Annotated in this window: 15 protein-coding genes; 4 read left to right on the top strand and 11 right to left on the bottom strand. The window is 74.6% G+C overall.

Going from position 1 to position 21,651, the window contains the following annotated elements; translation table 11 throughout:
• On the bottom strand, window positions 1-2,115 hold the full coding sequence (locus AB0K00_RS44970; RefSeq protein WP_363534940.1) for an N-6 DNA methylase: 2,115 nt from the start codon (window positions 2,113-2,115) through the stop codon (window positions 1-3).
• 191 nt (window positions 2,116-2,306) lie between these two features.
• Between AB0K00_RS44970 and AB0K00_RS44965 the strand changes: the two genes are divergently transcribed.
• Together AB0K00_RS44965 and AB0K00_RS44960 are read left to right on the top strand one after the other, a co-directional pair.
• Window positions 2,307-4,769: an AAA family ATPase gene (locus AB0K00_RS44965; RefSeq protein WP_363534937.1), complete on the top strand. Its 2,463-nt coding sequence runs from the start codon at window positions 2,307-2,309 to the stop codon at window positions 4,767-4,769.
• Window positions 4,766-5,146 carry a hypothetical protein gene (locus AB0K00_RS44960; protein ID WP_363534934.1) on the top strand — a complete coding sequence of 127 codons (381 nt, stop codon included), beginning with the start codon at window positions 4,766-4,768 and terminating at the stop codon, window positions 5,144-5,146. The genes AB0K00_RS44965 and AB0K00_RS44960 overlap by 4 nt, the downstream gene beginning before the upstream one ends.
• A 40-nt stretch (window positions 5,147-5,186) precedes the next feature.
• Here the strand turns inward: AB0K00_RS44960 and AB0K00_RS44955 are convergent, their stop codons facing one another.
• Complete coding sequence (locus AB0K00_RS44955) at window positions 5,187-6,518, bottom strand: condensation domain-containing protein (protein ID WP_363534931.1); 1,332 nt, start codon at window positions 6,516-6,518, stop codon at window positions 5,187-5,189.
• Between the two features lie 125 nt (window positions 6,519-6,643).
• On the opposite strand from AB0K00_RS44955, the gene AB0K00_RS44950 reads away from it, so the two are divergent.
• Entirely contained in the window at window positions 6,644-7,426 is a 783-nt protein-coding gene (locus AB0K00_RS44950) for a phosphotransferase (RefSeq protein WP_363534928.1), read from the top strand.
• Window positions 7,427-7,454: 28 nt separating this feature from the next.
• On the opposite strand, the gene AB0K00_RS44945 is transcribed toward AB0K00_RS44950, so the two are convergent.
• The 8 genes from AB0K00_RS44945 to AB0K00_RS44910 form a co-directional block, all read right to left on the bottom strand.
• Window positions 7,455-8,201, bottom strand: coding sequence for a VOC family protein (locus AB0K00_RS44945; protein WP_363534925.1), 747 nt, complete (start codon window positions 8,199-8,201; stop codon window positions 7,455-7,457).
• 59 nt (window positions 8,202-8,260) lie between these two features.
• A complete protein-coding gene (locus AB0K00_RS44940; RefSeq protein WP_363534922.1) occupies window positions 8,261-8,767 on the bottom strand; it encodes a (2Fe-2S)-binding protein in 507 nt (168 codons plus the stop codon).
• On the bottom strand, window positions 8,764-9,702 hold the full coding sequence (locus AB0K00_RS44935) for an FAD binding domain-containing protein (RefSeq protein WP_363534919.1): 939 nt from the start codon (window positions 9,700-9,702) through the stop codon (window positions 8,764-8,766). Before AB0K00_RS44935 ends, AB0K00_RS44940 begins: the two co-directional genes overlap by 4 nt.
• Complete coding sequence (locus tag AB0K00_RS44930; RefSeq protein WP_363534916.1) at window positions 9,699-12,029, bottom strand: xanthine dehydrogenase family protein molybdopterin-binding subunit; 2,331 nt, start codon at window positions 12,027-12,029, stop codon at window positions 9,699-9,701. The genes AB0K00_RS44935 and AB0K00_RS44930 overlap by 4 nt, the downstream gene beginning before the upstream one ends.
• Window positions 12,030-12,073: 44 nt before the next feature.
• Window positions 12,074-13,507: a glucose-6-phosphate dehydrogenase gene (locus tag AB0K00_RS44925; protein ID WP_363534914.1), complete on the bottom strand. Its 1,434-nt coding sequence runs from the start codon at window positions 13,505-13,507 to the stop codon at window positions 12,074-12,076.
• Window positions 13,508-13,614: 107 nt separating this feature from the next.
• The gene (locus AB0K00_RS44920; RefSeq protein WP_363534911.1) at window positions 13,615-14,232 is read right to left on the bottom strand and encodes an NAD-dependent epimerase/dehydratase family protein; all 618 of its coding nucleotides are present in this window, start codon (window positions 14,230-14,232) and stop codon (window positions 13,615-13,617) included.
• 124 nt (window positions 14,233-14,356) lie between these two features.
• Window positions 14,357-15,031 (bottom strand): response regulator, encoded by a 675-nt coding sequence (locus AB0K00_RS44915; protein ID WP_363534908.1) that lies wholly within the window; start codon window positions 15,029-15,031, stop codon window positions 14,357-14,359.
• Window positions 15,028-16,635 (bottom strand): sensor histidine kinase, encoded by a 1,608-nt coding sequence (locus AB0K00_RS44910; protein ID WP_363534905.1) that lies wholly within the window; start codon window positions 16,633-16,635, stop codon window positions 15,028-15,030. Before AB0K00_RS44910 ends, AB0K00_RS44915 begins: the two co-directional genes overlap by 4 nt.
• 79 nt (window positions 16,636-16,714) lie before the next feature.
• Between AB0K00_RS44910 and AB0K00_RS44905 the strand changes: the two genes are divergently transcribed.
• Window positions 16,715-18,100 (top strand): cation:dicarboxylase symporter family transporter, encoded by a 1,386-nt coding sequence (locus tag AB0K00_RS44905; RefSeq protein WP_363534902.1) that lies wholly within the window; start codon window positions 16,715-16,717, stop codon window positions 18,098-18,100.
• 74 nt (window positions 18,101-18,174) lie between these two features.
• Here the strand turns inward: AB0K00_RS44905 and AB0K00_RS44900 are convergent, their stop codons facing one another.
• Window positions 18,175-21,600, bottom strand: a complete 3,426-nt coding sequence (locus AB0K00_RS44900) for a DUF4232 domain-containing protein (protein WP_363534899.1) — start codon at window positions 21,598-21,600, stop codon at window positions 18,175-18,177.
• Window positions 21,601-21,651: the final 51 nt, after the last annotated feature.

Genomic DNA, 21,651 nt, shown 5'->3' with positions numbered 1-21,651 from the left:
TCACGAGGAGGCGGGTGCGGCCGCGGGCGGCAGGAGCGCGCCGGCGGTGAGGCCGGTCCCGAGCGTGTGCGCGGTCTGTTCGGCGAGGCGGTGGGCGAGGTCGGCGGCGGTGCGCAGCGCCCGCAGCTGCCGGAACGCGTGACCGTACCGCTGCTGCTCGGTCAGGGGCAGCAGCGGCACCCGGAGCCGGCGCACGTCGACGCGGACGATCGACGTGCCGGTGGCCGCCGCGTTGACGTTGTCCTCGGCGGACAGGAAACCGGCGAGGAACCACGCGTCGAGCCGCCGCGGGTCGGGCCTGAGCAGCGAGAGATGCCGGCCGAGGAGCTGTCCGGTGTCGCCGTCGTCGGCGACCCTGACCGTGTGGGGGCCGGCGCGCAGGGTCTCCGGCAGGATGACGTCGCCCGCCCGGATGCCGACCTCCGCGCCGGGCGGGTCGTCCGCCGTCCCCGACGGCGGCTGCCCCTGCACCACGTCCTGCAGCGTCAGGACGCGGACCCCGGCCGGCGGTCGGTCGGCGTCGGTGTCGGCGGCACGGCTGGGAGCGGCCGCCCGCAGCAGGGTCAGCGCGCCGCCGCGGAGCAGGTCGGCGACGGTGGCGGTGCGCCAGGAGCGCGGCTCGGCCCCCGCCGGCGGGCAGCTCTCGGCACCGCTGAGGGCGGTCAGGGCCGCGGCCGCCTGGTGCAGGCGGCCGTGCAGCGCGCGGGCGGTCTCGGCGTGCTCGTCGGGCCGGACGGTCGCGCCGTTCGTGCGGACGTGCCGGGCGGGCGTGAGGTCGACCGACGCGTCGAGCAGGTCGATGACCGGGACCGCACGGGCGGTGCCGTGCACGGTCCCGAGGTCGCCGCCGGTCGTGGTGTAGGCGCGCCACGCGGTGATGACGGCGTCCCGCGTCGCGGGCCAGTCCAGCGGTGCCCGCCGGGCCGGCTCGGCGGTGGCGTGGCGGTGACCCGGTTCGGCCGAGTCGACGAAGAGCACGGTGTGCGGCGTGGTGTCCTGCGGATGCGGCCGTCGCAGCAGCCACAGGTGCAGCCCGACGTGGAAGGGAGCGGCGGCGCCGGCCGGGAGCGCCACCACGGCTCGCAGCGCCCCGCTGCGGACGAGCTCGGCCCTGATGCGGCGCCCGGCCGCCCGTTCGGCGCTGGCCGGCGGCATCAGCAGGACCGCCGGGGCACCCGCCCGCAGGTGCGCCAGGCAGTGCTGGACCCAGGCGAGCTCCGGCTCGCCCTTCGGCGGCAGGCCGTGTGCCCAGCGGGGATCGTAGGCCAGCTCGTCGTGGCCCCAGTCGCGGTTGCCATACGGCGGGTTGCACAGCACCGCCTCGGCGGCCAGGCCGGGGAACGCGTCGGCGCGCATGCTGTCCCCGGCGCGGACCGTCGCGGTGCGGGTCAGGACGCCGAGGCGCACGGCGGCCTGGATCGCCTGCACGGCAACGACGTCCTGACCGTACAGCTCCCGCGCCCCGCGCCGCGCGGCGGCGGTGAGGAGGCCGCCGGTGCCGCAGGCCGGGTCGAGCACGGTCGCGGGGAAGGTCTCGCACTGCTCGGCGAGCAGGTCCGCCATGAGGTCGACGAGCGGGGCGGGGGTCGGGTAGGTGCCGCTCTCCTCGGCGCCGCGCTCGGCGAGCACGTCGATCGCCCGCGTCGCCCCCTCGTCCCGGACGCAGCGCAGGAGGGCCCGCAGCGCCGCGACGTCGGTGGCGCGGTATGCGAGGCCCTCCACGCCGGGGAGGTCGGCGGCGTGGGGGCGGACCGCGGCCGCCGCCCGCTGCGGGAGCCTGTCGTCGGCAACCTCGGCCAGTGCCCGCAGGTCGGTGCCGCTGAGCCGGTCGGCGGCGAGGACCAGCGGCAGCAGCCTGCCGGTCGCCGTGCTGCCGCCGGCAACCGCCCGCAGTGCGGTCCGCAGCTCCTCGGCCGGGGAGCTGGCCGGGAGCTGGTCGCGGCCGGCCAGCCAGGTCCGCACTGCGGTGAGGTCATAGGCGGGGCTGGCGTCGGTGCCGCCGACCGGCGCGGGGAAGTCGGCGTGGCGCCGGCGCCAGTTGCTCACCGTGGCCCGCGTGACCCCGGCCAGGCGCGAGATCTCGGCGGCGGTCACCAGGGCGGCGGGCTTCGGCATCAAAGGTCCTGTCCGTTGTGCGGAGACCATCACTGTACACAGCATCGCCAGACGCTCAAGTGGTGAATGCTGATTGACAATGCTTTCAGTGAGAGGTTTCCTGGAGGTGCTTTCACCCCGGGCGCCGCGAAGCTCCGTGGGATCAAGGCGACTGTCCGTCAGTCAACGTTCGTGAAGGGAGGGAGCCCCCTGTGACCACCGATCACGCCGAAACCGTCGACGAGCTCATCCTGGCCCACCTCGACACCGTCAGCCTGCCCGCGTCGACGAGCGATCTGCTGTACGGCGCGCTGCTCGGCGAGGACGACTTCGCCGCGGTCCTCGGCGGAGCCACGAGCACCAGACCCGCGCGCGCGGCGGACGCGACCGCCGCCGCCGAGCCCATCGGGACCTACCTGTCCAGCATCGAGGTGGCGGGATTCCGGGGCATCGGCGCGCCGGCCACCCTGTCGCTGACGCCCGCTCCCGGGCTCACCATCGTGACCGGCCGCAACGGCTCCGGGAAGTCCAGCTTCGCCGAAGCCGCCGAGTTCGCGGTGACCGGCGACAACCGGCGCTGGTCGCAGCGGGGGTCGGTGTGGCAGGACGGCTGGCGGAACCTGCACGCCACCGAAGACCCGCGGATCCGGGTCCGGCTCGGCGTGGAGTCGCACCGCAACGGGGCCACGGTGGAATGCCACTGGACCGGCCCGGCCGCACTGGCCGACGGCACCGCCTTCCTCCAGCTCGCCGGCCGGCCCCGGCAGTCCGTCGAGGAACTGGGCTGGGCGGCACCGCTGGAGCTGTACCGGCCGTTCCTGTCCTACGCCGAACTCGGCGGCCTGCTGAGCGGCAAACCCAGCGAGATGCACGACTCGCTCCAGCGGATCCTCGGCCTGCAACGGCTGGTCGAGCTCGAGAAGCGGCTCAAGGACGCCCGCAAGCAGATGGACGACCGCCGCAAGGTGGCGGCCGCGGAGCTGCCGGGGCTGCGAGCGGTGCTGGCGGAACACCCCGATCCCCGCGCCCGCGAGGCCGAGCGGCTGCTCGCGGCGCAGGTCCCCGAGCTCGACCTGCTCGACGAGCTCGGCGCGGCCGGCGAGCCCGTCGACGACGCGACGTGGGGACCGCTGCGGCAGCTCGACGTCCTCGAACTGCCGCGGCGGGACGACCTGGCCGCCGAGGTGGAGCGGCTCCGCGGGGCGCTGCACCGGATCGAGGACCTGGCGGGCACCCCGGCGGCGGAGGCCCGCTCGCTGGCCGGCCTGCTCCGGGACGCGCTGCAGCACCGCCAGGACCATCCTGATCAGCCTTGTCCGGTGTGCGGGGGTCGCATCCTGGACGAGGCGTGGGCGGCGCGGGCGCGGGCCGAGCTCGAGCGGCTCACCGAACGCGCCGAGCGCCTGGACGCGGCCCACCGCGACGTCGCGGCGTCCCGCACCGCGCTGCGCACCGGGATCGTCGCGCTGCCCGGCGTGCTGCGGCTCGACCTCGGCGTCCCGGGCGTCGACACCGCCGATGCCCGCGCCGCGTGGCAGCGCTGGGACGAGCTGCTCGGGTCCGGCGACGCGGCCAGGATCGCCGGAGGCGCGCTGGCGTCGTTCGACGCGCTCGACGCGGCCCTGCAGCCGGTCGTGACCGCCGCCCGGCAGGCCCTGGAAGGCAGGCGGCAGGCGTGGTCGCCCGCCGCCGACCGGATCCGGGCCTGGACGGACACGGCACGCGGCAGCCGGCACGCGGCCGCGATGTACGCCGCGCTGCAGAAGGCGGTCACCTGGCTGCGCGGCGTCGGTGAACGCATCCGCAATGACAAGCTGGAGCCGGTCGCCAAGGAGGCGACCGAGATCTGGAACATGCTGCGGCAGGAAAGCAACGTCGAGCTCGGCGGGATCCGGTTGGCCGGCACCGGCACCACCCGGCGGGTCGACCTGGACGTGACCGTCGACGGCGCGCCGGGCGCGGCGCTGGGCGTGATGAGCCAGGGCGAGCTGCACGCCCTCGCGCTGGCGCTGTTCCTGCCCCGCGCCACGATGGCCGAGAGCCCGTTCCGGTTCCTGGTCATCGACGATCCCGTCCAGTCCATGGACCCGGTCAAGGTGTACGGGCTCGCCCAGGTCCTGGACCGGGTCGCGGCGCACCGGCAGGTCATCGTGTTCACCCACGACGACCGGCTGCCGGCCGCGGTGCGGCACCTCGGCCTCAAGGCCCGCATCCTGACCGTCAGCCGGCTGGCCCGGTCGCAGGTCGTCATCAGCTCCGACCGGGACGGCAACCCGGCGTGGCGGTACCTCGACGACGCGCGCGCCGTCGCCAACGACACCGAGCTCGACGACGCCGTCCGCGGCCCGATCGTGTGCAACCTCATCCGGGACGCCCTCGAATACACCTGCCAGGAGGTGATCCGCACCCGCGACCATCGCGAGGGAACCCCGGTCGCCGACACCGAGGCGGCCCTGAACAACGTCCAGGGCCTGCGCTCGACGCTCATCCTCGCGCTGCTCCCCGGCGGGGACCGGTCGGGCGAATACCAGGACAGCCTGCGACGCCTCCATCCGGCGGCGCCGAAGGTCGTGGCCGCGGCGAACAGCGGCGCCCACGGCGATCACCGGGGGACGTCGCTGCTCGGCCTGGTCAACGACGCGGAGCAGGTCATCGGGAAGCTGCGGCCGGCATGAGCCCGCGCGCACTTCTGGACGCCGCTTCCGGACTGCTGACCCAGCCGGGGCCGAGCCTGCGGCGGTGCTGGCCCCGGGCGTGCGCCTCGCTCACCAGGGTCGCGCTGGAACAGGCGCTGCGCGACTACTGGCAGCGCAAGGCGCCGTCGCTGGTGGGCCGTCCCATGCGCCACCAGCTCCTGGCGCTGCCGGTCTTCGCCGACCCGGAGATCGCCGCGATCGGCCGGTCCGCCTGGCACGGCCTGTCGCGGGCCGTGCACCACCACACCTATGAGCTCGCGCCGACGGTCGCTGAGCTCGAAGGCTGGAACCGGGACGTCGCACGGCTCGTCAACCGTCTCGCGCCGGAGGCCGGCAGCGCCGGCGGCCCGCCCTGAGCTGGCCGGCCGGCACCGCCTGCGGGTGCGGGCGGCGGTGTCAGGCCGGCTGCGGTGCCATGTCGAGCGCGGCCTCGACGGCGACCGTTTCCATCCGGTGCAGGAATGCCTCCGCGTCGCCGGGCGAGACGAAATGGGTGTCCATGAACAGGGTGATCTGCATGGTGTCCGGGACGTCGTCGATGTGGACGAACAGCCGCTCGAAGGGGTCGTCCTGCCGGACCGTCCAGCGGAACGTGGTGTGGCCGCCGGACAGCGCCTCGTGGATCTGCGCCGGCGTCGGTGCCGGGCCGCCCGTGCCCGCTCGCACGGTGATGCGGCGGTCGTTGTAGAAGCAGCCGAGGTCGAGGTCCGGGCCCCGGTCCCGGGCCACCTCCGCGATCAGCTCGTCCAGGTCCACCGGATGGAAGTAGGCGTGCTTGTACGCCGTCATCGCCGCCCGCCGGGTCCGCTCCAGCGCCTCGGCGAAGGGCACCCCCGCGACGTCCAGCGCGCACAGGCCGCTTTCGGCGACGGTGCACACCACGTCGGCGAGGTTGGGGCGAAACCGGTTGTTCACCGTGGGCCGGAACACCACCGGATTGATCCCGGTCATCCGGTGCAGCGCCACCCCGTAGACAGCCATCAGCACCGGCGAGGCGTCCATGCCGGCCCGGTCGGCGATCGCCCGGGTCGCCAGGTGCAGCGCCAGGGACCTGAACTCGCCCCGCCAGTGGCGGGGCCGGCGCGGGTCGTCCGAGCCGGCGAAGCGGCGCACCGGGATGGTCCGCAGCAGCCGTTCCCAGTAGCGCAGCGCCGCCTCGTTCTGCCGGACGCCGGCCGGCGAACGCTGCCACCGGGCCTGCTCCAGCGGCTGCATCCCCTTGACCGGCGTGGTGACCCGGGTGGCGGACTCGGCGATCATCACCGCGGCGCCCGAGCCGTCGGTGACCAGGTGGCACATGATGGCGACCAGGTGCGTCGGCTGCCCGGCCCGCACCACCACGCCCATCCGCAGCGGCCACTGCGTCTCGAAGTCGTAGTCGGTCTCCTCGTACCGCCGCCGCACCGCGTCGGCGACCTCCGCCGGGTCGTCGTCGCCGGCGTCGACGACGTCCAGCGCGATCTCGCCCGAGCCGGAAACCACCTGGGACGGCCGGCCGTCGGCGTCGAAGCGCAGCCGGGTCCGCATCGGCTGGTAGCGGCTCATCAGGTAGCGGAGGTTCTCGGCGACGTCGGCGACGCTGGTGCCGGCCGGCAGCGGCGTCGCGCCGCCCATGGGCAGCCAGGAGTTCTGCCGCCGCATCGCCATCCACAGGTCAAGCTGGCCCCAGGACAGGTCGTCGACGCCGGAACCCTCGCCCTCGAAGGCAACAATGATCTGCGCTGTCATGCCACCGGTCCTTCCGCGATGCCGCGACGTCGGTCGATCACCCGGCCGTATCGTACAGTTTCTTTACAGATAGGCGGCGTCGATATTCGCTCGCCGTGGGCGGCTGCTCGCGGTAAGACCTGGGGATGACCGAACAACGGCTGCCCGGCGGGCGCAGTTTCGGAGCGGTGCGCGTCGGCGACGAGGTCCGCCGCCCCGCACAGCCGTGGACGGCGACCGTGCACTCGGTGCTGCGGCAGCTGGAGGACGCCGGCTTCGACGGCGCCCCGCGGCCCCGTGGCTTCGACGAGCAGGGTCGCGAACGCGTGACGTTCCTGCCCGGCCAGACGTTGGGGGAGACCACGCCGTGGCCGGACTGGCTGCGCTCCGACGACGCGCTCCGGCAGGTCGGTGCGTGGCTTCGGCGGCTGCACGACGCGACCGCGGCGTTCCGGCCGGCCGAGGACGCGGTCTGGTTCACCGGCCGGCCGTGGCGGCCGGGGCTGCTGATCGCGCATCTGGACGCGTCGCCGTGGAATGCCGTGTGGGCCGACGGCGCCCTGGTCGGCTTCGTGGACTGGGACACCGCCGGGCCGTCCCGGCGCGAGGACGACCTCGCGTTCTCGGCGCTGACCTGGGTGCCGCTGCTCCCGGCGGAGCTCGCCGCGCAGGCCGGATTCGGTGCCGGGGCCGACCGGCACCGGCGGTTGCACCTGCTGCTGGACGCGTATGGGTACACCGGCGACCGGACCGTGGTCCGCGACGCGATCATCGGACGGGTCGAGCGCAACGCCGCGATGATCCGGCGGCTCGCCGACGGCGGTGCGCCGACGTTCCAGCGCATGCTGCCGTGGGCCGCGGACCTGGAACGGTCCGGGACCGAGGTGGCCGCGCTGCCGGACGGGTTCTGGCAGGGGCCGGGCCGCTGACGGCCGGGACCGGCCACGGCGCGCCGGGTCAGGGCAGGGCGAGGACGCAGAACTCGTGGCCGTCCGGGTCGGTCAGGCACGTCCACGGGACGTCGCCCTGGCCGAGGTCGAGGTCGGTGGCGCCGAGGGCCCGCAGCCGGGCCACCTCCGCCGCCTGGTCGTCACCGGGGTAGGGCAGCAGGTCGAGATGGACGCGGTCCGGCGCGGTCTTCCTGCCGGGCGTGCGGAGGAACTCGAGATACGGGCCGGTGTCCCTGGCGGAGCGCAGCACCGCGTGATCGCCGGCCACCGAACGCAGCGTCCAGTCCGTCGCCGCACTCCAGAACCGGGCCATGGCCGGCGGGTCGGCGCAGTCGACCACCACCGCGGCGATCGGCCCGGTGTCCCGGTAGATCTCCCGGGGCTCCAGCACGCAGAACTCGTTGCCCTCCGGGTCGGCGAGGACCGTCCACGGCACGTCGCCCTGGCCCACGTCGGCGGGCGTCGCGCCGAGCGCCCGCAGGCGCGCGACCAGCTCCGCCTGGTGGGCCGCGGAGGTGGTGGCGAGGTCGAGGTGCACCCGGTTCTTCGCCGCGGTCTTGGGCTCCGGGACGGTGACGACGTCGACGCCGACGGCGACCGGGTCCGGCCAGACGAAGTCGCCGGCGGGCCCGACGTAGGTGGTCACGCCGGACGCCCCGCTGAAGACCTGCCAGCCGAGCGCTTCCGCCCAGAACCGGCCGACCGCCGAGTGGTCGAGGGCCTTGATGTTCACGTGCACGGGTCGCAGCGCCATTCCGGCGATCCTATGCGCCCGCCGCGCCGACGACCTCCGCGAGGTGGCCGGGCCCTCCGTCAGCCGGTGCCACGGTCGTGATCGTCCGCGGCCGGTGGCCGCCGGTCGTTCGCCGCGCGCAGGATGGCCCGCCGGATCGGTTCGTAGCCGGTACACCGGCAGAGGTTGGAGCCGACCAGGCGGTCGACGCGTTCCGGGTGCTCGGCGAGCGCGGGGTCGGCGTCCAGTGCGCCGGCGGCGACCATCAGGAAGCCGGGGGTGCAGAAGCCGCACTGCAGGGCGTGTTCGGCGGAGAACGCGCGCTGCAGCGGGTGCGGTCCGCCGTCGGCCCCGGCGAGGCCCTCCACGGTGCGCACCGACCGGCCGTCGCACTGCACGGCCAGCATGAGGCAGGACCGGACCGCCTCGCCGTCCACCAGCACCGTGCAGGCCCCGCAGACGCCGTGTTCGCAGCCGAGGTGGGTACCGGTGAGCCGGCAGTCCTCCCGCAGCACGTCGGCGAGGATCCGGCGGGGCTCCACGTCGAGCGGGTACCGCCTGGCGTTGACGTTGAGGGTGATCTTCATCGGGGCCCTTCCCTGCGTTCGGTGGCGCGCGACCGCTGGTCCGTCGCCGCCCGGCGCAGGGCCCGGCCGGTCAGGACCGCGACGGCCTGCCGCTTGTATCCGGCGTCGGCGTACGGCTCGTCGACCGGTGCGGCGTCCTGCTCGGCGGCGATGCGTCCCGCGCGGTCGAACAGGCGCTCGGCGGCGGTGCGGCCCGCGTGGCCGGCCAGGTGCTCGCCGGCCGCGGCACCGATCAGGGTCCGCTCGGCGGCCAGTGCCCGCACCGGTCGGTCCGCGGCGTTGACCAGCCCGATCCGGGCGTCGCTGATCACGCCGTCGCGGACGGTCAGCGCCGTGGCGACGGCCACCGTGGCGAAGCTGAAGTGCGTGCGCCGGTGCTCGACGAAGCCGACCCCGGTGTCGTCGCCGAGCAGCGGGAAGCGCACGGACGTGATCAGCTCCCGGGGGCGGCGGGCGGTCTGGTACGGCCCCTGGAAGTAGTCGCGGGCCGCGACCTGCCGGGTGCCGTCGCGGTCCTGCAGGGCGAGGTCGGCGTCCAGGGCCAGGGCCACCGCGCACCACTCCGACGCCGGGTGCGCCCAGGCGAGGCTGCCGACCAGGGTGCCGCGGGTGCGGATCGGCGGGTGCGCGATGTTCGTCACGGCCTGCCCGAGCAGCGCGCCGAGCGGGCCCGGCACGGCGTGCGGCGCCTCGAAGGCCGCGTGCCGGACCAGGGCGCCGACCCGCAGCGAGTCGCCGTCGACGCCGAGGCCGTCGAGGCCGGCGACCCCGTTGATGTCGACCACCAGGTCGGGTTTCCGCCGGGTCAGGTGCATCTCCAGCAGCAGGCTCTGCCCGCCGGCGATGACCGCGGCGTCGCGTCCGGGATCGCCGAGCGCGTCGACGGCCTCGCGGACCGACCGTGGTGCGACGTAGTCGAACACGGGTGGCTTCACCGGTCGGCCCCCCGCAGGTCCGCGGCGTTGGCCGCCCGCCACACCAGGTCCGGGGTGAGCGGCAGCTGCAGCAGGTCCCGGTCGGCGGGCCGCAGCGCGTCCGCCACGGCGTTGAGCACCGCGGCGGGGGTGCCGATGCAGCCGGACTCGCCGGCTCCCTTGGCGCCCAGCTGCGTCGCGGGGCTCGGCGTGCGGGTGTCCCGGACCTCGACCGGCGGGACCTCGGCGGCCGTCGGCAGCAGGTAGTCCAGCAGGCCGTCGGCGAGCCTGGGCACGCCGCCGTCGTCGAAGCACATGCCCTCGTACAGCGCCTGGCCGAGGCCCTGCACCGCGGACCCGAACGACTGCGCGCGGACCACCGCCGGGTTGAGGACCACGCCGCAGTCGTCCACGATCACCAGTCGCAGTACGCGGACGGTGCCGAGCTCCGGGTCCACCTCGACGACCGCGGCGTGGGTGCCGAACGGGAACGCCATCCCCGACTCGAAGCGCTCGTCGACCCGCAGCGGGCCGGTGGCCCGCACCAGCTCGGCGAGGTCCATGGCCGGTGCGCCGTCCTGCAAGCCGTGCACGGTGCCGTCGGACCACCGTACGGTCTCCGGCGGCAGGTCCCACAGTTTCGCGGCCCGGTCCCGGGCCTCGTCGGCCAGCAGCGCGGACAGGTGCTGCAGCAGCGCGCCGGAGACCTGTGCCGTCCGGCTGGCGAAGGAGCCGATCCCGTCGGGCTGTTCGCCGGTGTCGCCGTCGACCAGCCGGACCCGGGCCTCGTCCACGCCGAGGGTCGTGGCGACCAGCGCGGGCAGGACCGTCTCGTGGCTCTGGCCGCTGGAGACGGCGCCGCACCGGGCGGTGATCGTGCCGTCCTCGTCGACCTCGAGGCTGCCGAACTCGTGCAGCCCGCCGGGTTCGCCGCCGGAGCGCTCCACGTAGCAGGACAGCCCGATGCCCAGCGGCAGGGCGTCGGGGTCCGCGCGGCGCCGGGTCTGCTCCGCGCGCCACCCGTCGTAGCCGAGGGTTTCCAGGGCCAGGTCGAGCGCGGCGGCGTAGTTGCCGCTGTCGTAGCGGCGGCCGGTCGGTGTCTGGTACGGGAACCGGTCGGGCGGGATGAGGTTGCGCCGGCGCAGTTCCGCCGGGTCCAGGCCCAGCCGGTCGGCGAGGGTGTCCATCGACCGTTCCAGGGCCATGGTCGCCTCGGCCCGGCCGGGCCCGCGGTACGGGTAGGTGGTCATCGTGTTGGTCAGCACCGACCGCAGCGTCGCGTGCACCCGCGGGGTGGTGTACGGGCCGGTCGCCATCCACGCGGTCTGCATCGGCAGCCCCGCCCCGATGTGCGGGTAGGCGCCCACGTCGGCGTCGATGTGCAGCTCGTAGGCGAGCAGGTGGCCGTCGGCGTCGGCGGCGAGCCGTACGTGCTGGTCCTGGCCCCGGCCGCGGGTCGCGACCAGCATCGACTCGAGGCGGTCCTCGATCCAGCGGACCGGCCGCCCGAGCCGCACCGCCAGGAACGCGACCGCGACGTACTCGGGGAACGACGCGCTCTTCGAGCCGAACGCGCCGCCGGTGTCGGGCACCACGACCCGGATCCGGTCGATCGGCCAGCCGAGGGCGGCGGCCAGTTCCCGGCGCAGCCGGTGCGGCGCCTGATGCCCCGACCACACCGTCAGCCGGTCGCCCTCGGGGACCGCGAGCAGCGTCCGGCACTCCATCGGCGTCGGCATCAGCAGCGCCTGGCGGTACCGGCCCTCGACCACGGCCGCCGCGCGCTGCCACACCGACTCGTCGACGGGTTGGCCGGTCGACCCTTCGAGGGCGATGTTGCTCAGCCCGTCGAACAGGCGGACCGTGCCCTCCAGCGCCGCCGTGGGCGTCACCATCGCCGGCAGCGGGTCGATGCGGAACGTGACCTCCGCCGCGCCGTCCTCGGCCCGGTACCGGTCCTCGCCCACGACGACCGCGACGGCCTCACCCGGGTACCGGACGCGGTCCTTCACCAGCACCGGCCATTCCCGGCCGGCCACCGCCTCGTCCGAGGACAGTTTCGCCAGCACCGTGTGCGGCATGGGCGGCAGGTCCGGCAGGTCGGTCGTCGCGTGCCCGCACGGCGGCAGGTCCCGCAGGTCCGCGGCCGACCAGGCGCCGATCACCCCGGGCACCCGCCAGGCGGCGGTGCAGTCGACGTCGCGCAGCGTGCCGTGCGCGACGCGGGAGCGCACGAACACCGCGTCCAGACAGCCCGGGACCTTGATGTCGGCGACGTAGCGGCCCCGGCCGGACAGCAGCCGCGCGTCCTCCCGCCTGGCCCAGGTGGCTCCTTCGAGGACGTTCACGCGAGGGCTCTGCCCGCGACGGCCGCGCACAAACGCGGGCCCTCCTACTCGCCGAGCAGCCACCGCTGCGGCGCGGCGAGCGCCCGCGCCCGGGCCGGGCCCCAGGAGCCCTGCGCGTACGTGGCGAGGCGGGGCGGGTCGTCCAGCAGCGGCTGCGCGACCTTCCACACCGCCGACAGCCCGTCCGGCCGGGTGAACAGCGAACGGTCGCCGATCAGGACGTCGTGGATGAGCCGCACGTACGGCGGCAGGGGCGCGGCGTCCGGCAACTGGGACAGCGGCAGCCGCGCGGTCGCGGGTTCGACGCGCAGGCCGACCCCGGGCCGCTTCGCGAGCAGCCGCAGGTCGATCTCGCCGGAGCCGGACAGGGACAAGGACAGCAGGTTCGTCTGCTCGGGCAGGCCGGGGAACGGGCACTGCGGGGTGCGCAGCACGATGCTGACGCGCTGCTCGCTGGCGGCCATCCGCTTGCCGGTCCGCAGCAGGAACGGCACCCCGCGCCAGCGCGGGTTGTCGATCCACAGCCGCGCGGCGACGAACGTGTCCGTCTTCGACCGGGGCGCCACCCCCGGCACGTCCCGGTAGCCGGCGAACTGCCCGAGCACCACCTCGGCCGGGTCCAGCGGCCGGAACGAGCGGATCACCTTCTCCCGCGCCGCCTGCAGGTCGGCGGCACCGAGGCTCGCCGGGGTCTCCATCGCGACCTCGGCGGCGACCTGGAACAGGTGCGTCACCAGCATGTCCAGCACCGCGCCGGTGGCGTCGTAGAACCCCGCGCGGTCGTCGACGCCGAGGGTCTCCGGCACGTCGATCTGCACGGACTCGATGTGGTCGCGGTCCCACATGGCGGAGAAGACCTCGTTGGCGAAGCGCAGCACGTGCAGGTCCTGGGTCGCCTCCTTGCCGAGGAAGTGGTCGATCCGGTACACCTGCGACTCGTCGAGGACCCGCCGCACCGTGCGGTTCAGCGCGCGGAAGGTCTGCGGTGAGGTGCCGAACGGCTTCTCGTAGACGACCCGCGCGTCGCCGGCGAGGCCGTGCGCGCCCAGCGCCTCGGTGAGCCCGCCGAACGCGACCGGCGGGACGGCGAGGTAGTGCACGAGCTGCGCCGCCTCGCCGACCCGGGAGCGGGCCTGCCCGATGACGTCGAGCAGGCTGCCCGGGTTGTCGGCGCCGAACCCGCCACCGGCGAACAGCAGCCGCTGCTCGAAGTCACGCCACCACCGCCGTTCCGGCCGCGGCCCGAACTCGCTCAGCGCCTTGTGCACGTGCTCGCGGAAGTCCTCGTGCGCGATGTCGCCGCGGCCGTTGCCGATCAGTACCCACTCCTTCGGCAGGAGTCCCTCGGCGGCGAGCGTGGCGAACGCCGGCAGCACCATCCGTTTCGCAAGGTCGCCGGTCGCGCCGAACAGCACGAACACGGTGGGCCGTGGCACACGCTCGACGGTGTCACGCCGGGCACGGGTCGTCTTCGACATCAGCACAGCGTATGGAGCCCGGCGGCCCGCCCGCGGGGGCAAGCGGGCGCGGGCACGCGGCATCATCCGCTATCTCCTCCTCCGCTCGGCCCCACCGGCGGTGGTCGTCAGTCGGTGATGACGACGACGCCCGACGGCGCGTCCAGCAGCGCGACGGTCCGGTCGGCGGCGCGGTCGATCTGGATCCGCGGCTCCGCGGGGATGTTGTTCTCGTGGTAGGTGCCGGGGCCGTAGAACTGGCCGTAGCTCAGCACGACGCCGTCCTCGGCGAGGACGGAGCGCTCCAGCTGCGCCGAGGCCGCGGCGTCCGGCCCTTCGGGCAGCTGCCAGGCGACGGTCTGCGCCAGGATCCTGGGCGAGCCGCTGCTGCGGGCGGCGTCGATCAGGTTCTGGTTTCCCTCGGTGCGGATGCGGGCGTTCATCTCCGCGTGGGCGCCGATGCTCTCGATGTCGTCCGGCAGGTCGGTGAGCTCGTTGAGGATCACGTCCGGTGCGAAGTCACGGACGGCCTGGATCAGCGCGTCGCGGTCGAAGACGTCGCAGAGGATCGGTTCGGCGCCGAGCCGGCCGATCAGGTCGGTCTTGTCGGGCGACCGCGTCATGCCACCGACCACGTGCCCGGCCTTGACCAGCCGGGGGATCAGCCGCCGGCCGATCACGCCGGACGCCCCGGCGAGGAACACGCGCTGGTTGCCGGTGGACATCTGCTGCTTGCTGGTGGACATCTGCCTACCTTCTTCCCGCTGGATCCGGTGCGCACGCCAGCGTTCGAGGCTGCGCGGCGCGAGGAGCACGACCGACGCGCTGTACCCGCCGATCACCGGTACGACACCGGCGACGCCGGTCGGGTCACGCTGTCCAGCGGTACTCGACCTCGGGGCGGCCGGCGTTGCCGTACCGGGCGTGCCGGGAGGCGAGCCCGACGTCGGCGAGGTGCTCCAGGTAGCGCCGCGCCGTCACCCGCGACGCGCCGAGCACCGCGGCGACCTCGGCGGCCGACCTGCCCGCGGCGGCGCCGCGCAGGGACGCGCAGACCGCGTCGAGCGACTCCTGGCTCATGCCCTTGGGCAGGTTGACCGGGTCGGCGCTGCGCAACGTGGCCAGCAGCCGGTCGACCTCGTGCTGGCCCGTGACGGAGCCGGCGTCGAGCACCTGCTGGCGGTAGCCCCGGTAGCGTTCGAGCTTGTCCCGGAAGGTCGCGAACACGAACGGCTTGAGCAGGTACTGCACGATGCCCTGCGACACCGCCGCGCGCACCACCGCCAGGTCCCGGGCGGACGTCACGGCGATCACGTCGGCGTGGTGCCCGGCGGCCCGCATCGCGCGCACGACCTCGAGCCCGTGCAGGTCCGGCAGGTGCATGTCGAGCAGCACCAGGTCGACCGGCACCCGGCCGAGCCGGCGCAGCGCGTCGGCGCCGGTGGCGGCGCGGCCGGCGACCACGAAGCCGGGCACCCGCCCGACGTAGACGACGTGCGCGTCGGCGGCGATCGGCTCGTCCTCCACGACCAGGACCCGGATCACCGCGGCACCTCGGCCGGCACCTCTGGCAGCACCTCGGGTGGCACCTTTGCCGGCGCCGGCAGGCGGATCGTGAACGCGGAGCCGGCGACCTCGATCGTGCCGCCGTTGCGGCCGATCGCCTGGCCGACCAGCGCCAGCCCGAGCCCCCGGCCGGCCGGCTGCTTGGTCGACCAGCCGCGGCGGAACGCCCGCGTGACGTCGGCCGGCTCCAGGCCGGGTCCGCTGTCGCTGATCCGCAGCACCAGCTCGCCGTCGCGGACCTCGCCGCCCATGCGCACCCACCGCGGCGGCGCCGCGGCGACGGCCGCGTCGATCGCGTTGTCCAGCAGGTTGCCCACGATGGTCACCAGGTCCCGCGGGGCGACGGCGCCCTCGGGCACGTCGGCGTCCTCGGCGACGAGCAGCTCCACGCCGCGCTCGCTGGCCTGCGTGACCTTGCCGAGCAGGAGCGCGGCGAGGACGGGTTCCCGCACCGCGCCGACGACCTGGTCCGTGAGCTGCTGGGCGGCGGCGATCTCCGCGGCCGCGAACTGCAGCGCCTGCGGCGCCCGGCCCAGCTCGATGAGCGACACGACCGTGTGCAGCCGGTTGGCCGACTCGTGCGCCTGCGCGCGCAGGGCCTCGGCGAAGCCGCGCACCGAGTCGAGCTCGCCGGTGAGGGCCTGCAGCTCGGTGTGGTCCCGCAGGGTCACCACGGTGCCGAGCTCGACGTCGTCCCACCGCGCCGGGGCCTGGTTGACGACGAGCACCCGGTCGCCGGTGAGGTGGATCTCGTCGGTGCGCGCCTGCCCCGCCGCGAGGGCCTGGGCCAGGGACTCCGGCAGGCCGACGGCGCCGATCGACCGGCCGACGGGGTCGCCGTCGAGGCCGAGCAGCCGGCGGGCCTCGTCGTTGGCCAGCTGCAGCCGGCCCTGCCGGTCGAGCAGCAGCAGCCCCTCGCGGACCGCGTGCAGCACCGCGTCGTAGAACTCGTACATCCGGGCCAGCTCGGCCGGGCCTAGGTCGTGCGTCTGGCGGCGCATCCACCGGCCGACCAGCCAGGAGCCGGCCCCGGCGAGCAGCAGCGCGATCGCCGCGGCGCCGAGCAGCAGCGGAAACTGCTGCCGCAGCCCGCGGCTGACGGTGTCCAGCAGGATCCCCACGCCGACCCGGCCGCGCACCTGACCGCCGTCGAGGATCGGCACGACCGCGCGCACCGACCGGCCGAGCGTGCCGGTGTACGTCTCCGTCACCGGTTCGGTGGCTGTGGCACCCTCGATGTGCCCGATGAACTGGCCGCCGATCTGGGCGGGATCGGGGTGGCTGTACCGGATGCCGCGCGGGCTCATCACGACCACGAACGTGGTGCCGGTGTCGACGCGGATGCGTTCGGCGATGGGCTGGAGCACGGCGGCCGGGTCGGGCCCGCTGAGCGCGGCGAGCACCGCCGGGTCGTCGGCGACGGCGCGGGCGACCGCGAGGACCGTCTCCCGCGCGATGGCCAGGCTGTTGCGGCTGGCCTGCAGGTACGCGCCCGCGATGCCGCCGGCCATCAGCACGCTGATGATGACCGTCTGCAGCGCGAGGAGCTGCCGCGCCAGGCTCCATCGCCGCGGGTGGAACACGTCGCCCGCCTTTCCGCGGTCACATGTACGCAATGAACGAAATAGTGACCTGAGTCACGAGCATCGGCAACCTCGTGACATGTCCACCTCCGCAGGCACCCCCGCCGCCGCCGTCGCGCCGAGGCGCGACCGGACGCACTACCTCTACCTGGCCGTCATCGTGGCGGTCGCCGCCGGCATCGCCGTCGGCCTGCTCGCCCCGAAGGCCGCCGTCGAGCTCAAGCCGCTCGGCACCGGCTTCGTCAACCTCATCAAGATGATGATCGGGCCCGTGATCTTCTGCACGATCGTGCTCGGCGTCGGCTCGGTGCGCCGGGCGGCGCAGGTCGGCCGGATCGGCGGCCTGGCGCTCGGGTACTTCCTGGTGATGTCGACCGTCGCCCTCGCCATCGGTCTGGTCGTCGGCAACCTGCTGCACCCCGGCGCCGGGCTGCACCTGACCGACGCGACCAAGGCGGCCGGCGCCAAGGCCGCGGCCGGCGGCTCGGGCGGCACCGTCGACTTCCTGCTGGGCGTCATCCCGACCACGCTGCTGTCCGCGCTCACCTCCGGCGCCGTGCTGCAGACGCTGCTCGTCGCGCTGCTGGTCGGCTTCGCGCTGCTGGCGCTCGGCCGGTCCGCCGAGCCGATCCTGCGCGGCGTGGAGCACCTGCAGCGGCTCGTCTTCCGCGTCCTGGCCATGATCATGTGGCTGGCGCCGATCGGCGCGTTCGGCGCGATCGCGGCGGTCGTCGGCGGCAGCGGCTGGAAGGCGCTGACCGCGCTGCTGCAGATCATGTTCGGCTTCTACCTCACCTGCGTGATCTTCGTCGTGCTCGTCCTCGGCGTGCTGCTGCGCGTGATCGCCCGGACGAACCTGTTCGCGCTGCTGCGGTACCTGGCGCGGGAGTTCCTGCTGATCCTGTCGACGTCGTCGTCGGAGTCGGCGCTGCCGAGGCTGATCGCGAAGATGGAGCACCTCGGCGTATCCAGGACGGTCGTCGGGATCACCGTGCCGACCGGGTACTCGTTCAACCTCGACGGCACGGCGATCTACCTGACGATGGCGTCGCTGTTCGTCGCGGACGCGGTCGGCCGGCCGATGTCGGTCAGCCAGCAGATCTCGCTGCTGGTGTTCATGGTGATCGCCTCGAAGGGCGCCGCCGGCGTGACCGGCGCCGGCCTGGCGACGCTCGCCGGCGGCCTGCAGGCGCACCGCCCGGACCTGGTCGACGGCGTCGGGCTCATCGTCGGCATCGACCGGTTCATGTCCGAGGCCCGCGCGCTGACCAACTTCGCCGGCAACGCGGTGGCCACGGTGATCGTCGGCTCCTGGACCGGCGAGTTCGACCGGGAGCGCTCACTCGCGGTGCTCGGCGGCGAGCTGCCCTTCGACGAGGCGACCATGCTCGACACCCACGACGACCCCGCCACGCCCCCACCACCCGCGCCCGCCCCGCCACAGCTGTCCTCAGTGGACAGATAGTGGTCCGGCCGGCCTCCGCACGCAACGGAGGCCGGCCGCGGGACGGGATGCCCACCGGTGTCCGCGACCGACCGCTAGGCGCCGGCGACGAAGGCGGTGGAGAACGTCGGCGGATGTGATGACGACTCGTAGATCTCCACCGGTTTGCCGGACGTCCACGGCAGGCTGAGCGTGCCGCCGCCGTAGGGCAGGACGAGCGAGATCGTCGCCGGCACCCAGGCGGGCTTGCCCTCAGGGGGTCCGGTGAACATGATGTCGACGTGGGCGGCGCCGCCGGGTGCGAGCAGCACCGGCGCCGGCTGGGTGCCGAGGCGCCGCAGCTCCTTGTCGGCGCCCGGGCCGTTCACGACCACCACCGGCAGGCTGGTGAGAGAACACGGCGCGGCCGAGGTGTTCGTGATGACGAGGCGCGCCTTCTCCTCGGGGTGCTCGGCCGCCGGTGGGCCGTAGGTGAGGGTCAGGCTCGCCTTGACGCACGGCCCGCCGGTCGCCGCGGCGGTCGGCGGAGGGCCCGCGGCGCCGGACGTGGCCGCGACCGCGCCCGTGGAGGCGGCGGCGACGGCCGTGGACCCGGCCGACGGCACCGGACCGGTGGTGGTGACGGCGGCCGGCTGTCCCGCCGGGCACGGTGCCCGGAACTCCAGGGAACCCGCGTACTGCCGCCACAGCTCCTTCGTCATCGTGCCGTGGGTGCGGGCGCAGACGGCGTCGGCGGCCGCCTTCACGTCGGTGTCCCACATGCGGATGGTGCTGTCGTTGTTCACCGCGACCAGGGTCCGGCCGTCGGCGCTGAACCGGATGGCCGTGATGCCCTGCGCGTCGCGGCGGGTCGTCACGAAGTCGTCGGTGGTGATGATGTTGCTCGGCAGCGGGCGGCCCTTGCGTTGCGGGTGGGCCGGGTCGGTCACGTCCCACAGCACGACCGTGCCGTTCGCCTCGCCGACCGCGACGGTGCGGCCGTCGGGGCTCATGGCCGGCGGCCCGCCCTGCGGGGCCATGTCGACCGGCGCGGTGCCCAGCTTCGCCGGCTTGCGGGAGGCGAGACTCCAGATCGTCAGGCCGTGCTTGTCGGTGGTGGCGGCGAGCATGCCGTCGGCGCTGTACCCGGCCTCGCCGGCGAGCTCCGGCAGTGCGGCCGTCGGCGTGGGCGCGTCGGTGTCGGCGGCGTCCCACAGCTGTCCGACCCGGTCGGCGCCGACGACCAGCGGCCCGCGGGCGCCGGCCGCGCCGGCCAGCTTGTGTGGCTTGCCGACCTGGCTGGGCGCGGCCGGATCCCGCACGTTCCACAGCGACACCGAGGTGTCGTCGGTGACGGCGAGGATGCTCCCGTCGGCGCTGAACGCGACGGCGGGCCGGTCACTCAGCGGGCCGGTCAGCGGCAGCCGGCCGGCCAGCGCGGCCGTCGCCGGGCCCGCCCCCGCACCGGTGAGCGACCAGAGCTCGACCTGCGGCGGGGCGTGCTCCGTGACCACCGCCAGCAGCCCACGGCCGAGCGCGACCGCGGTGACGGTACTCGCCGCGCCGTCCCGGTCCCTGCCGACCCGGACCGGTCCCGGGTCGCCGGTCAGGTTCCAGACGTCGACGAGGACGCTGCCCGTGTTCGCCACCGCGAGCTGTGTCGCACTGGCCGACGCGACCAGGGACGACGCGCCGTACATGACGGTGTCCCGCGCGACGCGGTACCGCTGCGGCAGCTGCCACACCACGATGCGGCCGGATGCCATGCGCACGACCAGATTGTGCCCGTCGGCGCTGAATGCGAGGCCCGCCACGGCGACCTGGAGCCCCTCCTGGGGCAGCGCCAGCGGCACGCCGACCGGGGTGAGCGGCCCGCGGAACGCGAGGTTCCACAGGGTCACCACGCCGTCGGGGGCGCCGACGGCGAGCATGCCACCGTCGGGGCTGAACGCCGAGGCCCTGACGGGGCGGTTGCTGAAGGGCGTCGACGGCGTGAGGGCCGGTACACCCGGAATGTGCGCGTCGCTCAGCGCCCACATCGCCAGGTTGCCGTGCGAGTCGGTGGCGGCCAGCTGCCCCCCGTCGGCCCGCAGCGCCATCGTGAACCCGTCGGCGGCCTGGCCGGTGCCGGTGACCACGGTCTGGTCCAGGGCCGGCCGCGCCGGGTCCGCCACGTGCCAGAACGTCGACGACCCGTCGGAGTGCCCGGTGGTCAGGCCCTTGTCGTCGGCGGTGAAGGCGAGTGCCACCACCCCGCCCACCGGCGCCGAGGGCGCCGGTCCCCGGCCCAGGGGTGCCGGCGGGTTCGCCGCCGTCCACAGCGCGAACCGGCCGTCGGCCGCGCCGACCGCGAGCGTCGTCCCGCCGTGGTTGAAGGCGACGGACGTGACGAGGCCCCCGCCGTCCACCGGCAGCCGGCCGGCCTCGGCCGGTGCGGCCGGTGCGGCGACGTTCCACACCGTGACCCCGCCGGGGCCGCCGACCAGCAGCCGCTGCCCGTCCGGGCTGAACGCCAGCGGTGCCGGCGGTGTGCTGCCGCGCTGCCCGTCCTGGATCAGGACGTGCGCGCCGGGGCGGCTCAGGTCCCACAGTTCGACGCCGCTGCGGTTGCCGTCGCGGTTGCCGTCGGTGGTCGCGGCGAGCAGGCGCCCGTCGGCGCTCATCGCCACGTTGCCCTTGTCGCCGTTCACGCCGGGGGCGTCGGCCACCAGCGGCACCTCCAGCGCCGTGTTCTGGTCGATGAGCAGGTTCGTGTACGCCACCGGCGACTCCGGGTCCGCCCGGTACGCGGCCACGTCGAACTGGGCGGCGAGGCCCGGATGTTCGGCGCGCACGTGGTCGGCGACCGCGGTGAGCTGGTTCGCCCGCGCGCGCTGCTGCTGGCGTTTCGCCTCGCCGCCCTGTCCGACGCCGTAGACGAGACCCACGACGGCCAGGACGGTCGCCACGGTCAGCCCGGCGGCCACCCCGACCGCGAGCCGCATCGTCCGCCGGTGCTGGCGGACGTCCTGGTCGATCAGCTGCTCCAGCTCGCAGCCGTGCACCGGCGCGGCGAGGCCGGCGATCACCCGTTTGAACGGCTCGTTCGCGAACGACGGTGCCGCCAGGTTCTCGATCGTCCTGAGGTCCGCCCAGTGCGGCTCCGTCTGGGTCCGCTGCCGCAGCACGGGCGGCAGGTACGCCTCGGCCTCGGGCGCGAACCGTCCCGTGCGTGCGTCCCACGGCAGGGCCGCCTCGGTGACCGCGATGAAGAGGTGACTCATCGGCCGGTGCGTGAGGAAATGCTCCACCTCGGCATTGACATACGCTGACTCGGCGGACTTCTTCGAGGCCACCAGAATCAGGTAGTCCGACCGCTCGACCGCCTCCTTGAGCTGCGTCATCAGCGACGCGCTGTTGGGCAGGCTGGTCCGGTCGCGGAAGACCTTGAGCGCGTGCAGCCGATACCAGGGCCGGGCCATTCTTCGCAGCCCCCATTGGATCGCGGCAGCGGCCTCGTCGTCGGCGCCATGGCTGTATGAGATGAAGACCGCATACCGCATGCCCACATCATGGCCGGACGGCCCGGCGGAAGCCGTGGGCTGTCCCGGCGG

Origin of the sequence: Dactylosporangium sp. NPDC049525 (genome assembly GCF_040676755.1) — a bacterium.
Lineage (GTDB): Bacteria > Actinomycetota > Actinomycetes > Mycobacteriales > Micromonosporaceae > Dactylosporangium.
Note: the sequence above shows the minus strand (reverse complement) of the source record. Positions and strands in the feature narration are given on the sequence as shown.